Below are 15246 nucleotides of genomic sequence, written 5' to 3' on the forward strand. Positions count from 1 at the left end.
TACGACGCGTGCGCCGGTCTCGTTGATGCCGTGGGCCAGCTCTTCGGTTGCCCATCGCCAGTTGTACGGAACGAAGGCGGCACCGGCGGCAACGATGCCCAGAAAGGTTTCGATGCTGAAGGCAGAGTTGCCCGCCAGGACGCCGACGGTGTCACCGGGCTCGACACCCCGGGCCCGCAGACCGGCTGCGATCCGCCACGCCCGGTCCGCGAGTTCTCCATGCGTGAGCCGGCGCGTACCGTCGAAGATCGCTTCGCGTTGAGGCACCAGCCGCTCGTTACGCCGAATAGCGTCGACGAGAGTAAACATCGTTCTCCTTAGCCGTACAAGTATTGCTGTGGTCTCCAACACTACGTCAAACGTACGTACGTTTGCTAGTCCCGCCTTGGAACTCGACAACTTCCAGCAAGGGCCGAATGACCACACGCAGGGGCGAGACGGCGAACGGCTCCAGTACCGCGGCGGCTTCCGCCACACGGGGCGGTGGCCGCTCGCGGTAACAGCTTGCCGGTCATATTGCTTTCTCGATGACTGGGGCCTGGCGGGCACACGTGGGAAAAGCGGCAAATTTGACACGCTTGTGAAGCGTTGACCGGACGGATGACCCTTGGACACGGTCTGCATCCTCCTCAAGGAAGGAAGCGGCATCAAGCCCGAGACGATTCGGCCATCACCACGCGCTCACTGTCGTTCACCGCCCCGACCCTGATATGTAGTTGGGTTTGTCAAAAGCGCACGGCGGGGGGCGCCCATGACGGTCGTCGTGGACGCCGTCCTGATTGGTCAAGATGACGTGTTTGGCAGTGACGCGGGTATCCGTATCGACGTAGCTCCTGGAGTACCGTGAGCGGCGAGGAGTTAGCGAGAATGACAGTTTGATGCCGCCCGCAGTGCAAGGAAGGGTTGGGAATCTACCCTTCGAGTTGAGCAGCTTCGTTGGCCGTCGGCGCGAGGTGACCGAGGCGAAACGGCTGCTGTCCGCTACGCGGCTGGTGACGTTGACGGGGATCGGTGGTGTCGGTAAGACCCGCCTCGCATTGAGGGTGGCCGCGGACGTAGCGCGGGCGTTCGGTGACGGTGTTTGGCTCGTGGAACTGGGCGAGCTGCAGGACTCGGAGTTGTTGCCGGACGCTGTCATTTCCGCGCTGGGGCTGTGCGAGCAGGCTGCCCACCCTCCGTTGACCCTACTGACGGAGTACCTCGCACAGCGACGGCTGTTGCTCGTGCTGGACAATTGTGAACATCTGGTCAATGCAGCCGCTGCGTTAGCGGAGACCCTATTGAAGGCGTGCGCTGACCTGCGAATTCTGGCGACGAGCCGTGAGCCTCTCGGTATCGGCGGCGAGGCGGCTCTGCGGGTACCGCCACTGTCTGCCCCTGATCCGGACCGCGTCCCATCCGCGCAGGGGCTATCGAGCTTCGATGCGGTCACCCTGTTCACTGAACGGGCCGCCGCAGCGGTGTCGGGGTTCGATCTGACAGACGATAACTCTGGCGCGGTGGCAGGGATCTGCTCCCGGCTCGACGGTCTCCCGCTCCCGATTGAGTTGGCGGCAGCTCGATTGCGGGCGATGTCAACGGAACAGATCCTGCGCAGACTGACTGGCCGGTTCCAACTGCTGACGGTGGGCTCTCGCGGCGCGCCGACACGGCAACAAACGTTGCGCCTGTGTGTCGACTGGAGTTATGAGCTGTGCACTGTGCGGGAGCGTGCATTGTGGGGTCGGCTGGCGGTGTTCGCCGGTGGGTTCGAGCTGGATGCTGCCGAGGGCATCTGTGCGGGCGAACTCTCCGCGGAGGAGTTGCTAGATCTGGTGGCCTCACTAGTCGACAAGTCGATTCTGATTCGAGAGGAGCCGGGCGACGTCGTGAGATATCGGCTGCTCGAAACTCTCCGCGAATATGGTGCGGAACGATGCAGGGAGAGCGGCGCGTACGAGATCCTGCGGCGGCGACACAGGGACTGGTACGAGGAGCTGGCGCTACGTGCCGAGGCCGAGTGGATCGGGCCACAGCAGCTGCAGTGGATCGCCAGGCTTGAACGAGAGCAAACGAATCTCCGCGACGCTATGGAATTCTGTATCTCCGCCCCGGAGGGGAAAAAGGTGGGACTACCTCTCGTAACCGCTCTCCATCCGTTCTGGCGGGCTTGTGGCCGTTTCAGTGAAGGTCGGCGTTGGCTCGAGCGTGTACTCGCTCTCCAGGCCGATCAGCCGACGGTGGCGCATGTGAGAGCGTTGTGTGCCGCGAGCGGGCTTGCGGCGGCACAGGGGGATATCAGTGCCGCGGGGGCGCTGACCCAAAGGGGGCAAGCGCTGGCTGACCAGTCGGGAGACACCGAGATGAATGCGCTCGCCACGGCTGCGGCAGGGCGGCTGGCGCTCCGGAGCGGCGACCTTGGCCGAGCGATCACTTGTTTCGACACCGCCCTGGGACAGTTTGGCACTAATAAGGTTACCTTGCAGAGGATTTGGTCTCTCTTGGGTTTAGGATTGGCGTGTGGGCTGCTGGGGGACACGGCTCGGGCGATCAGATGCTATGAGGAGGTTCTTGCTCTGACCGAGCCTGTCGGCGAGTCGGTGTACCGGGGGTGGTCTCTGTGGGCCCTTGGGTCGGCGTTGTGGCAGCAAAATGATCGGGCGCGAGCGGCCGAGCTGATCGAGCAAGGCTTGCGGCTGACACGTTCAGCGGATGATCCGCTCGGCTGTGCCTGGTGTTTGCAAACGTTAGCGTGGATGGCCGCCGAGGAGAACCGAGCGCAGCGAGCAGCCGTCTTGTTGGGTGCTGCCGAGTCATTGCGGCGGTCTGTCGGTAGTCCGAAAGTCGTTTTCTCCGATCTTTCCGTTCATCAAGCGGAATGTGAACGCAACACCCGGTCGACGCTCGGCGGAAGAGCGTTCGATGCCGCATTCAGGCGTGGCAGTGGTCTGAGTGCCGGGGATGCTGTCTCGTATGCCCTTGATGAGCGGCGCCCCGCAGTATCGTCGCACGTGGATGCCGCTATCAGCTTGACTCACCGCGAACGGCAGGTCGCCGATTTGGTGGCCCAGGGACTTACAAATAGGGCGATCGCCGAGAAGCTGGTGATCTCACAGCGCACTGCTCAGGGCCACGTCGAGCACGTGCTGGCAAAACTGGGGTTCACCTCCCGCGTGCAAATCGCGGCATGGGTCGTCGACCAGACGCACGACAGCCAGCCCTAGCTGAAGATCCCAGGCAGGTTGTTAACGGCGTGGCGAGACGAAAATTGGTGAGGACCTCCGGCATCGGTGTGGTTACCACACACCCCCGATCACCGAGAGGTCCTAGTGTCACACACTAGTGGTGTGTCTCGCAAATAATTATGGATCGATTCGATAGAATCCGTACAGGAGGAATCCGGTACCCGCTTTGCAGATTTCCGATGGGCAGCGCGTTGTGCTCGAGTCGTTGGCGCGGTCGCAGACGGGTGCACACCGGGAGGTGGTGCGGGCCAAGGCGCTGTTGATGGCGTCCGAGGGCGTGGCCAACACGGCCATCGCGCAGGCGTTGTCGGTATCGCCAGGATCGGTGGCGAACTGGCGGGCGCGGTTCGCCGAGGACGGCATGGCGCGGTTGGGTGAGGTGCGCAAGGGTCGTGGCCGCAAGCCCTCGATCCCGCAGGAGAAGATCGAGGAGATCGTGGACCTGACGCAGAACTACCGCCCGAAAGGCGAGACTCATTGGAGTTGCCGGACGATGGCCGAGGTGGTGGGGGTCTCCAAGGACACCGTCCAGCGGGTGTGGTCCGCTCGTGGACTCAAGCCGCACCGGGTCGAGACGTTCAAACTGTCGAATGATCCGCGATTCGAGGACAAGCTCGTCGACGTCGTCGGTCTGTATCTGAACCCGCCCGAGCGGGCGATCGTGTTGTGCGCGGACGAGAAGTCGTCGGTGCAGGCCCTCGACCGGACCCAGGCCTCGCTCCCGATGGTCAAGGGCCGTTGCGAGACGATGACCCACGACTACAAGCGTCACGGCACCACCACCTTGTTCGCCGCACTCGACGTCCTCACCGGCACCGTGATCGGCCAGTGCCTGCCGCGCCACCGCCATCAGGAGTTCCTGCGATTTCTTCGCACCATCGACCGCGAGGTGCCCAAGGACTTGGAAATCCACCTGATCGTGGACAACTACGCCACCCACAAACACGAGAAGGTCCGGACCTGGCTCGACAAGCATCCACGGTTCCACCTGCACTTCACTCCCACCTCCTCCTCGTGGCTCAATCTCGTCGAACGTTGGTTCCGAGAGCTGACCGATAAAGCTCTGCGGCGCGGGGTCTTTCACTCCGTACCGCACCTCATCGCCTCGATCGAGGAATACCTCGACGCGCACAACGAAAACCCCCGACCGTACGAATGGTCCGCGACCGCCGAATCCATCCTCGCCAAGGTCGCGCGCGGCCGCGTCGCACTCGAAAAGATCAGCTAAATCAGAGACACACCACCAGTGAGGCTTCGCCTCGGACCGCCGAGGTGGGGGTCTTGTCGAGGCGGTGAGCTGCGGTCACGCTGGTCGTCATGGCTGCACTGACAACGGTGAATGATCTGCTCGACGGGCATGTGATGCTCGACGTTGAGTGTCTGGACCGGATCTACCTGAACGCCTATGTGCCGAACCTGCAGGTCGGTGGGCAGGTGGTGTCGTTCATGACCGCGCACCTGGGTTACCCGATCCCGTCCCCGGCGATCCTGGAGAGGATCGGCACGGCATTCCGCCGGGCGGTGCGTCGTTTCGCCGACGACAACCACATCCCGGTGGTGCGGTTCGGCAAGCACGACCGCAAGATCGACGTGATGGGGCCGTACCTGAGCAGCAGGCGAAGACCGGTCGGCCGGGGGTAGCTGCGATCGGGGTCGCGCAGGAGTTCGCCCCGGTGTTCACCGCGACCAAACGCACCGGGCGGACCACGGGGGTGTGGTTCTCCTTTGCCAAGACCGACCGGCGAGTGACCTGCTACTACTTCTACCTTTGGGACGACGACTTCGGGCCGACGTTCGTCAAGGTCTGCGCCTACTTCCCGTATCCGGCCAAGATCTGGGTCAACGGGCACGAGTGGGCCAAACGGCAGGCGGCCAAGGCCGGGATCGGCTTCACCGAACTGTCCAACGGGTTCGCCTCCTGCACCGACCCCACTGCACTACAGGCGATCTGCGACCGTCTCGGGCCCGGCACGATCGGGGTGTTCGCCGAACGGTGGTGGTCGATCCCGCCTCTGCCGCTCACCGGTGCCGATCGTGCGGCGGGCTACTGGTGGCAGCTGTCGATGCGGCAGGTCGAGGTCTCGCGGACGATGGTGTTCGATGCGCCCCGGCATGCTCGCGGATTCTTCGAGGCCCTCGTCGCAGACAATCTCGACATCGGCCGCCCGGAGGTCATCGAGCTTATCTTCAAGCGGGGCCAGCGGCGGGGACGTCCGGCGGCCGGGCACTTCAAGACCAAGATCGTCACCTACAGCCGCCGAGGTCAATGTCAACGCCTCCTACCGGCACTCGCGGATCAAGCAGTACCTCAATTGCGACGTGAGGTCGCACGTAAGGAGTGGCTATGCCGATTGGAGGGTCAGCCGATGCTGAAGACGTAGCCCGGGTCAGTGTCTGAGACCTGTCCCCACCGTGACGTGCGTGACCGCTGCCGCCAGCGGCGGTCGGGTGCGAAGCTCACGGGAAAGCCCAAGAGACCCCGCTCCGTCCGGGGTCCACAGGCGAGGGGAAGGCTGGGCATGGGGTGAATGCCAGTGAACCCTCGCTGATGCCTCGTTAATTGCACATCCTGGGACGGGTTGCGACGCCAGGGTGACAGGGACCGGCCGTTGAAAGGCGGCAGGTGGCGGCCAAGGATTGTGCGCGGCCGCGTGGACACCACCGTCCCCGGGGTACAGGGGGCACCCAATCCCAGCCGTGTCTCATGCGTGTGGAACACGGAAACCCCGTCGGGGTCCGCCACGCCCTCGGGGGTGGCGGTAAGCCGGAGGTAACGAAGGCCCAACTCCCCGGCGGGTACAGGATGCCCAAAAAGCAAATGCCGGCGGCCGAAAGGCGACAGGAAGGCGAACGAGGTCGATCGGCCCTCCGCCGATCGGTTCGTATAACTGGCCGGATACCGGGCCGTGTGCCCGGGCGCGAAAGCGCGCCCACATGGGCAGGTGAGCCTTTGACGACGATCTGCCGAAACAGCTGAAACCCAAGGACAAGTTAGGCGCCTGATGGTGAACGGACCGAAGGACCTCCCGCCGGAGCTGGACCTGGACGCGGTCGATTGGGACCGGGTCGAGTGGTCCACCTGCGAGCGGGAGGTACGGCGACTGCGGCAGCGGATCTTCAAGGCGACGCAGGAGGGCGACTGGCCCAGGGTCAGAAGCCTGCAGAGGCTGATGCTGCGTTCCCGGTCGAACACGCTGGTGAGCGTGCGGCAGGTGACGCAGCGCAATGCTGGGCGCAAGACCGCGGGGATCGACGGGGAGGTTGCGTTGACCTCCGAGGCGCGGGCGGATGTGGCGGTGCGCGTGCACTCGAGCATCCAGACCTGGGAGCCCTCCGCGGTCAAGCGCGTGTACATACCGAAGGCATCAAACCGTGCGAAGCTGAGGCCGCTCGGGATTCCGGTGATAATGGATCGGTGTCACCAATCTCGGGTGCGTAACGCACTCGAGCCCGAGTGGGAAGCCCGGTTCGAACCACGCTCGTATGGGTTCCGGCCGGGCCGCAGCTGCCAGGACGCGATCGGCGCGATCTACGCAACGTGCAAAGGCCCTCGGGCCAAGCGCGTGTGGGCGCTCGACGCGGACCTGGCCTCGGCGTTCGACAGAATCGATCATTCCCGGCTACTCGACGAGCTCGGATCGTTCCCGGCCAGGGAAATGGTCCGGAAGTGGCTCAAGGCCGGGGTGATCGAGAACGGCGGGTTCGCGCCGACCGAGGAGGGTTCTCCTCAGGGCGGTGTGATCAGTCCGTTGTTGATGAACGTCGCGTTGCACGGGCTGGAGGAGGCCGCCGGGGTGCGGTACGCGCCCGGAACTCGTTCCGGGCACACACGGCCAGGCACCCCGGTCGTGATCAGATACGCCGACGACCTGGTCGTGCTCTGCCACACCCGGCAGCAGGCCGAACAGGTCAAGGCGCGGCTCGCGGAATGGCTGGCGCCCAGGGGCCTGTTCTTCAACGAGGGCAAGACGCAGATCGTGCACCTCGGTGAGGAAGGATTCGATTTCCTGGGGTTCAACGTCCGCCGTTACCACTCCAAGCTGCTGATCAAGCCGAGCAAGGCGGCTATCAGGCGGCTCCGGCAACGGCTCGCGTCCGAAATCCGCGCACTGCGCGGATCGAATGCGGCGGCGGTAATCGCCAGAGGATGTCCCGAGTTCCGTGGAACTTCGGTGGCGGCCCGATGAGCATCAGGCTGCGTTCACCTGATCATTGTGTACCACAGGTCCGACAGGTTTGGCCGTCTCGCCCTCGAGCGCGGCGCGGAGTGTCGGCAGGTGCCGGTAGCCGTTCACGCGGCGAAATTGCTTGCCGGCCTCGATCATCCCGGCGGCGCACCAACGCAGCGCCATCTGCCCGTCCCGCCACCGCTTGACGTTGGCGGAGTGTTCGCGGCAGACGGAGATCATCGACTCAATTGCGTTGGTCGAGCGCAGTGTGCGGGCGAGGGTGGGCGGCACTCCCAACCGCAGCACGGTGAGCGTCTCGTCCAGGCCCTCACGCAGGCTGGCCGCCGCACCGGGGTGGGTGCGGTCGAGTTCTTTGGCCAGGGCCCGCAGGGCGGCCTCGGCCTCGAGCGCCGACGCGGCGTGGTAGGCGTCGGTCATCCTGCGACCGACACTACTGCGAAGGCGTTGCGGCAGATGCGCTTTCACGTTTCGGATCTTGTGCAGTTGGCAGCGTTGGATGACCGGCCGGTCGAGTACGTCGAGCACTGCCTTGCGCAGCGCCTTGGACCCGTCGAGGCCGACCAGCATCGGGCGGGTGACATCGAGGCCCCGTTCCCGCAGGTCGACGAGCAGGTCGGTGACGACGGTGGCGTTCTCGGTGGCACCTTCGACCAGCGCGAGCGGGTGCTTGTGCCCGTCGAGGTCGATCCCGAGGGCCACGATGCAGCAGGATTCGGCGAAGTGGACGCCGTCGATCATCAAGGCCACCAGGTCCAGCCCGGACAGATCCCGCGAAAGCAGCTCGCCCAGGCCGGTCTCGGTCATCGCCACGAACTTGCGGGAGACGGCCGACTTGCTCGTCGACCTCGACTGCTCGGTGACCTGCTCGCCGACCGGCTCGAGCCCGACCGGGTAGCGGCGGGTGGAGAGCCCGGCGAGCATCTTCTCCATCGCCATCTTCCCGAGGATCTCCGTCGAGGTGAACAGCTCATACGAGGCGATCGGCAGCTCACCCGAGCCGTCGGCCGACCGAACGCGTGGCCGGGTCACCGGTACCCGTCGACCACCCAGGGTCACCGACCCGCGTTCGCGGCCGTGACGTACCGCGGTGCGTGCCGCATCGTGGTTGCCTTTCGACCCGGCCAGCGCCATCACGTCGGCGTCCATCATTGCCTGCATGACCTGCAGGCCGGCGCCGACCGCCAACGCCAGCAGACCCTCGTGCATGTTCTCGGCGATCTCGGCCATCGCCGGCACCTTCTCGTCCACGGGTCGGCTCTGGGTAGTCTTCTTCACGGCGGTCCCTTGCTGTCGGAGTTCTTGGAGGAACGCCCGACACCTACCACACGGCGGGTCTCGAGCGGGGGACCGCCACCTCAAGTTCTACGAGACCCGGGACAACCTCTATCGCCAAGCTCAATCCGATTATTCGGGGTTGGGCAGCCTATTACCGGGGTGTGGTGTCGTCCAAGGTGTTCCACACGCTGGATCATCAGATGTGGAAACTCACCTACAAATGGGCGACATGGCACCACAACAACAAGCCGAAGCAGTGGACCGTCGACCACTACTTCGGCAGGCACAACAGGTTCAGAAACGATCGGTGGGTATTCGGCGACCCCGGAAGTGACGCCTACCTGATCAAATTTTCCTGGACCGACATTGTTCGGCACGTCATGGTCCAGGGCGCGGCCTCACCAGATGATCCCGCCCTGGCCGACTACTGGGCCGAGCGGCGACGAAAGGTCAAGCCCCCGTTGGACAACTACACTCTGCGCCTGCTCGCCAGGCAGGACGCGCGCTGTCCGCTCTGCGGGGATCACCTGCTCACCGCCGAACAGCCGCCACAATCCCCGACCGAATGGGAGCGCTGGTGGCTGCACGTCACCCGTCAGGCAATAGCCGCGGACTACCTCGTCCACCACGGGCGACCGGGCCCACCGCACAATGATCCAACCCGCCTCGTGCACGCCTCCTGCCGACGCGGGCTCCACGCCCGCCGAGGCCGGAAACCAGCACAGTCAACCTGCACGCCCTCGCGGCTTGCTTGAGCCGTATGCCGCGATGAGTGGCACGTACGGTTCTGAGGGGGGATCGGCGGGGCAACCCGCCGGTCCTACCCGGCGGACGGGCGGGCGCTGCGAATCGAAACCGTCGTCAACGCCCCGGGCGACCTGGGCTGCCTACGACGGCTTCCCAACCTCGACGAACTGCAGACCCGTGCCCGTGCGGTCAACCGTCGCCTGCTCGATACTGAACGTGTCGGCCAGGGTTGCGCCCTTGCGAGTCCAGCCTTTGAGCGGATCGCACGCCCCACCCTCACCGAGGACGGCAGGCGGGCCCCGGCTCTGCGGTTCGGCGACCCTCGGGTCCAGGCCCTGGCCGGCGCCCTGTGCACCACCACCCTCGCGGTCACCGGCATCACCAACAAGCGCCTGCGAGCCTTGATGACCGGACTACTCGGCGGTGCGAACTACTCCATGAACCAGGCCAGCTACGACCTGGCCCGCCTCCGGACAAACGGGCTCATCACCCGCATCCCGGGCCGAAACACCTACCGCCTCGACCCAGACGGCCGCCGATTCGCGATCTTCTACACCAAGGTGCACGACCGGGTGCTGCGCCCCCTGCTCGCCGCCGACCAACCGCCGGCCCCATTCGCAACCCGTACAGCACTGCGCAACATAGCTATTCACACCGCACAGTGCATCGATAACGCCAGGCTGCTGCCCACAGCAGCTTGAAACTCGAGACAACTCTCGTACACCTAGCGACCAAGGTTCGCTAGCGCCTTCCTCACCCCGAGGCGACGGTTGGCCCTCGGAGAACTCGTCGTCCACAGCAAGCCGCGGAACGGTTCCACTGCTCATCGGCCACGGCGAAAAAGTGGGCGGATCGCTACCCAGCCGGCAGAGAGAAGGCCATGCGGGACGTGTCCTCGCGGCCGCGCACCTGCCCGCACCGGCCCCGGCGCGCACCGAACACCGCATCATCGGACTCCGATTCAGTAAACGGTTGGGGCGACACCGCATCGCCTATCATCGCCATCTGGAATAGTAGCCAATTAGGCTGGCGCTCCCCGCTTGTCGCGCCGACCTGGTGCGCTATCGGACGACTGCTTCGAACGCTGGAGTCTGTCGACGCGGGGCTGGATTCGCCTGCCACCCCGCATCGACGGCGGCCCCGGCCAATGCGGTCGCGGTGATGTTGTGCGTTGCGCCGAGGTGGAGCTGACTCTTGGGGCGGGACCGCGGAGGAATGGGTCCTCAGCTCGGCCGTGACCAGGCCACGTTTTGCCGGAACTCGCCCGCCTGGGCTGGCGGCGCACGCCCTCAGTTTGGCTCTTTCACCGTTCTATCGGCTCGGCTGTTTCCGAGCGACCCACCTCGCCGTGGCTGATCTTCGGGCGCGACCAGGTGAGCGGTACGATCGCCCCGGCACGTGCTGCACCATCCATGCCCACGACGGGATGCGCTCCTAGAACAATAGTTTCAAGATCCGTGCTCGGCGGCAAGCACTGCTGTGAGAAACAAGACTGGAATTCGTGACCACTCCGGTGGCCAGTTACCGCTGCGCTGATCGTCTCGGAGAGCGGCGATGATGGATAGTACGTGTGGACCTTCGTCGGACAGGAGACGAACGAGGCCGAGATCGGCGCACTGGGCCGCAATCGGGGCCAATATACTCTTGGCTTGAACGATCCGATTCGCCGCCACAAGGCATCCGGTCAGCAAGAGATTCGCCTGCAGTGACGCCCGCGGCCGGCCCTGGCCCTCGAGGTAGCTCACCAGCGCCGCCGCCCGGGCGCACGCCTGATCGAGTCGGTCGGGCTCACCGGTCGCCAAAAGTAACCTTATCGCCGAGTCTTCGCGGAGTTCGGCGGTTACCGCCACAATGCCGTCTCGTTGTCGGCGTAGTTCAGCCTCAGCACCAGGCACATCCGGTGAGCTTCGAGGGGACGCATCGGTTTCGGATGTTGCGGACAGTCCCCACCTGATCTCCTCGTTCCTGATTCTGGCGGCCAACCGCGGAAGCGCGAGAACTTCAGCCGTTCTTGCTCCGTCGTGCAAACGTTGTTCCGCGGATTCACGATCGCCCCGCAGCGCCTTGATTCGCGCACCGATTGCATACGTGGCGAGCATGAAATCGACTACGCCGCCCTCGGATCCGAGTTGGTAGCTTTCATCCAGAAGCCGCTCGGCGGCGGTAACGTCGTTTCGCTCGTACAGCAACTCACCGAGGAGCGCACCAGCCAACCGCACCGAGTACGAATGGGCCCCGCCGTATTCCCTGGCGAGGTGCATTGCCTTCTGAAAGTTTTCCTCGGCCCCCATTACGTCGAGTTGTTCTCTTGCTGCAATTCCGGCAAAACAGTATCCGTACATCACGCTGAACGGACCGCTCGTCCGCTGATGGTAGGGGACTCCCCAGTTCTGCCATTGCCTCGCCGCAGCGAAGTCGAACCGGTAGATCTCGACGAAGGTAGCGACATCCACTGCCGCCGAAACGACCCACGGGCGCAGAGTCTCCGGTCGGGCGAGGCATTCCGACACCAACTCATCCACGCCGTCGATCCGGTCCGCGGAGATCTCGATCGCTCCTTTGACGATATCGGCCTCGACCCGTAGATCGGCAATCTCGGACACTGGTAGGGGGCTGTGATCGAGCAGGTCGTAGACGTGGTCGAGTGCCGCCGGTGCGGACGTAATGCGCTGCAGCTCGCTCGCCCACGCGACAGCGATCTGTAGCCGTGGGCTCGATACCGCGAGTTGTGGTGGGAGTTTCGCAATTAGAGCGAGCAGGGTAGACATCTGAGAGTGCTCAAGCAGACGCGTTCCGTCCAATTCAACCAGCTCGACGGCCCGCTGCTGATCTCCCGCGGCCAGTGCATGATCGACGGCCTCGCTGAGGAATTCATGATCGGCAAACCACCGCGATGCCGTCCGATGAAGCTCGTTGACCCGGTCAGGGCGATCCCGGCCGAGCCGGCGCCGCAGAAACTGCGCGAAGAGATGATGATAGCGGAACCACTCCCCGTCCTCATCCATCCTGCGCAGGAAGAGGTCCCGATCCTCGGCTTCCTCGAGCATCGCCTGCCCCCGAGTCACCCCGGCCAGCGCTGACGCGAGGTCGCCGCTGATCCGTTCGGTGACTGAAGTCGCCAGCAGGAACTCGAGAGTCTTAGGTTCCAGGGTATCGAGCACGTTCTCGGCTAAGTATTCGCCGATGGCATGATGTCGTCCCGACATGTGCCCGATCAACTCGGCGGGGTCCTCGCACCCACGCAACGACAGCGATGCCAACTGGAGCGCGGCCACCCACCCGTCGGTCGATTCCCGCAGACGGAACACGTCGTCATTCTCGAGTGCCAGCCCCGCCAGGTCGACGAGAAAGGAACGCGACTCCGAGTCGTTGAACCGCAATGCGGTGGAATCGATCTCGACCAGTTCATCGCGAACCCGCATCCTACTCATAGGGAGCCCGGCCTGCGTTCTGCTCGTGACAATGACCTGGAGGTGGTGACAACCGTTCTGGAGGAGAAAATCCAGTGCTCCGCGAGTCGCATCATTCGTTATCCGGTGCCAATCGTCGATGACAGCAGCCATGCGTTCACCGCTGTCATGGATCTCGTCGATCAATGAGGTCAGAATGCAGCGCTCAGCCTCATCACCATGTTCTTCTAGAGCCTGGCCTAGCTCATCCGCGATCGCAGGCCGTACGCGTCGGATCGCCTCGATCAGGTGCGTCAGAAACCAGACGACGTTATTGTCGTCATCATCTACGCTCAGCCACGCAACCGCCATTCCCGACTCGGTCAGAACATCACGCCACTGAGCGGCGAGTGTGCTTTTGCCGAACCCGGCTGGCGCGTGAATTACCATCAGCCGCCGATCTTGCCCGGCGCGCAGCGTCTCGATCAGTCGATCCCGCGCAACCAACGATCGGGTGGGAGTCGGCGGTCGAAACTTGGTCGCCGGAGAGGGCGGCGCGTGGACCGGTGCAGGCTGCTTTCGGACGTCCATCGTGAGTGGACGAGGACTGGCCGACTCAGGTCCGGTCGAGCCCTCGACGATACCTTCGCCGATTTGCTGCTCGGTGCCCGGATCAGCTGCCAGCGCAAGCTCATCCACACTGCAGCCATGTCGACGCTGAATCTCGCGAAGCTCGTCCCCAAACTCGGCTGCGGTGACGGGACGGTCAGTTGCCTTGCCAGCCATTGCCCGTTCGATGGCCGCGCACACGTCGTCGGGAAAGCCCTCCCCGCGCAGATCAGGTATGGGTTGTGTGGTGATCCGAAGGAATTGGGCGACTACTTGCTCCCCCTTGCGGCGTTCGAAAGCAGCGTGGCCGGTGACAGCGCAGAAGAGCGTCGCGCCGAGGCCGTAGATGTCTGCTCTCGAAGTGGGTGGCTCACCCCTGAGTACCTCCGGGGCAGTGAAGGCTGGCGAGCCGGCGACAGCTCCCGTGGAGGTCTGGAAGCCGCCGGCGATCCGGGCGATACCGAAATCGGTCAACTGAGGTTCGCCGTAATCGGTCAGCAGGATGTTGCCGGGTTTTACATCGCGATGCTGGGTGCCGACGCGGTGCGCGGTCTCGAGGGCGCCCGCCAGCTTCACTCCGACTCGGAGTGCCTCCTTCCAGCCGAGCGGTCCGGAGCCGTGGATCCGCGCGTCCAGTGAACCGCGGGGGTGGTATTGCATCACGATGTACGGTCGACCACTCTCCGTGGTGCCGACCTGATGAATATTGACAATGTTCGGGTGGCCGGACAGTCTGCCCATCGCTCGTTGTTCGCGCAGGAATCGCTCGAGGTTCTCGGCGTCGAGGTCGGAGGTGAGGACTTTGATGGCGACAATGCGATCGAGGGAGGGCTGCTCACATCGGTAAACGACACCGAACCCGCCGCGACCGATCTCCTGTGCATTCTCGAAACCGGCCACCGCGAGTTCGGTCGTGATCGCAGGTATCACGTCGCGCTGCGTCGCCAGTGGATCAATCTCGGGCATCGACGGCCTCAATCCCCTGGTGTGCTATCTGCTGCGACGCCAAACCTCGGGCTATTTTCTCTGTCAAGACGTGAGCGCGCAGATGGACTGGAACGCAAACCTCTAGAAGGCGTATCCAATGCAACCACCTCTTGATGCCGTTCACTCAAGGATATCGTCGATCGCCTGCCAACAGACTCACATAGTTCATCAGGCTTGGGCTCGCGATGAAGTCGCTTACCCTGGGGGTGGCTCGCCGGTCGGGCATCCCCTTCGCGGATCGGCGTGCTTTGTCGACGCCTTCGCCGCGTCCTCGATCTCACAAGTTCCGCCAGCATCGTCGCCGATGAAGTTATCCGGAGGATGGAGGCAGCACCGTCCACCCCGGTGATGCTGGTACGGGATTCCCGCACTGGCGCCTCGCTCGGATGCCCCTTTCGGCGACTGGATTCTCGATTGATTATCTGAGGCTGAGGCTATGTTCAGGCCTAAGGACTCGTCTCGTTCCTCACCGGCGCCGGTGAGAGTTTCGTGTGCGGATGACCCCGCAACCCATGCTTGACGCGTTCCGGGCCAGCCGGCGGTTCGATGGTCGCCGCCGACGTCGACACCAGCAGATCCGCGGTGTCGGCGGCGTCGATGTCGAGTTCGGTGAAGTTTCTGAGAACGAGCACCAGCGCCGGCAAGATCGGAGCCAACCGATTGCGGGCTGGCATCCACAGCAATTCCCGTCAGACGGTCAATGTGGCAATGCCTTTCGGTCGCACTTCGGTGGACGCGGCGTGCGCGCCCGCACCACCTTCGGCGTCAACGGACGTCGCGACGCATTGCGCGCATGGTCACCATGCCAGCTGGTCGGCGCAACTC

9 protein-coding genes and 3 pseudogenes are annotated in these 15246 nt (G+C 64.2%); 8 read left to right on the plus strand and 4 right to left on the minus strand.

Annotated elements, in window-relative coordinates; translation table 11 throughout:
- Positions 1-309 (minus strand): AMP-binding protein (locus ACFWAY_RS32325; protein WP_378513417.1); only part of this gene is annotated, 309 nt, incomplete at its 3' end.
- 569 nt (positions 310-878) lie between these two features.
- Here ACFWAY_RS32325 and ACFWAY_RS32330 point away from each other — a divergent pair.
- The 5 genes from ACFWAY_RS32330 to ACFWAY_RS32350 all read left to right on the plus strand — a co-directional run bounded on the left by ACFWAY_RS32330 (position 879) and on the right by ACFWAY_RS32350 (position 7411).
- Positions 879-3203, plus strand: a complete 2325-nt coding sequence (locus ACFWAY_RS32330; protein ID WP_378513418.1) for an ATP-binding protein — start codon at positions 879-881, stop codon at positions 3201-3203.
- 187 nt (positions 3204-3390) lie between these two features.
- The gene (locus ACFWAY_RS32335) at positions 3391-4452 is read left to right on the plus strand and encodes an IS630 family transposase (RefSeq protein ID WP_378513419.1); all 1062 of its coding nucleotides are present in this window, start codon (positions 3391-3393) and stop codon (positions 4450-4452) included.
- Between the two features lie 89 nt (positions 4453-4541).
- Positions 4542-4865, plus strand: coding sequence for a hypothetical protein (locus tag ACFWAY_RS32340; protein WP_378513420.1), 324 nt, complete (start codon positions 4542-4544; stop codon positions 4863-4865).
- A 32-nt stretch (positions 4866-4897) separates the two neighbouring features.
- A complete protein-coding gene (locus ACFWAY_RS32345; RefSeq protein WP_378513421.1) occupies positions 4898-5605 on the plus strand; it encodes a hypothetical protein in 708 nt (235 codons plus the stop codon).
- A gap of 621 nt (positions 5606-6226) precedes the next feature.
- On the plus strand, positions 6227-7411 hold the full coding sequence (locus ACFWAY_RS32350) for a reverse transcriptase domain-containing protein (protein WP_378513422.1): 1185 nt from the start codon (positions 6227-6229) through the stop codon (positions 7409-7411).
- 3 nt (positions 7412-7414) lie between these two features.
- Here ACFWAY_RS32350 and ACFWAY_RS32355 read toward each other — a convergent pair.
- Positions 7415-8739 (minus strand): annotated as a pseudogene (locus tag ACFWAY_RS32355) (IS256 family transposase).
- 39 nt (positions 8740-8778) lie between these two features.
- Here ACFWAY_RS32355 and ACFWAY_RS32360 point away from each other — a divergent pair.
- The 3 genes and pseudogenes from ACFWAY_RS32360 to ACFWAY_RS32370 form a co-directional block, all read left to right on the plus strand.
- Positions 8779-9444: pseudogene (locus tag ACFWAY_RS32360) on the plus strand (group II intron maturase-specific domain-containing protein); the annotation flags it as partial.
- Between the two features lie 396 nt (positions 9445-9840).
- Positions 9841-10137, plus strand: coding sequence for a hypothetical protein (locus ACFWAY_RS32365; protein WP_378513423.1), 297 nt, complete (start codon positions 9841-9843; stop codon positions 10135-10137).
- A 95-nt stretch (positions 10138-10232) separates the two neighbouring features.
- Positions 10233-10444: pseudogene (locus tag ACFWAY_RS32370) on the plus strand (IS481 family transposase); the annotation flags it as partial.
- A 440-nt stretch (positions 10445-10884) separates the two neighbouring features.
- Here the strand turns inward: ACFWAY_RS32370 and ACFWAY_RS32375 are convergent.
- Positions 10885-14400, minus strand: coding sequence for a protein kinase (locus ACFWAY_RS32375; RefSeq protein ID WP_378513424.1), 3516 nt, complete (start codon positions 14398-14400; stop codon positions 10885-10887).
- Positions 14401-14867: 467 nt separating this feature from the next.
- A complete protein-coding gene (locus tag ACFWAY_RS32380) occupies positions 14868-15095 on the minus strand; it encodes a hypothetical protein (protein WP_378513425.1) in 228 nt (75 codons plus the stop codon).
- Positions 15096-15246 lie beyond the last annotated feature (151 nt).

The sequence above is a fragment of the Rhodococcus sp. NPDC059968 genome (assembly GCF_042738615.1).
Lineage (GTDB): Bacteria > Actinomycetota > Actinomycetes > Mycobacteriales > Mycobacteriaceae > Rhodococcus_F.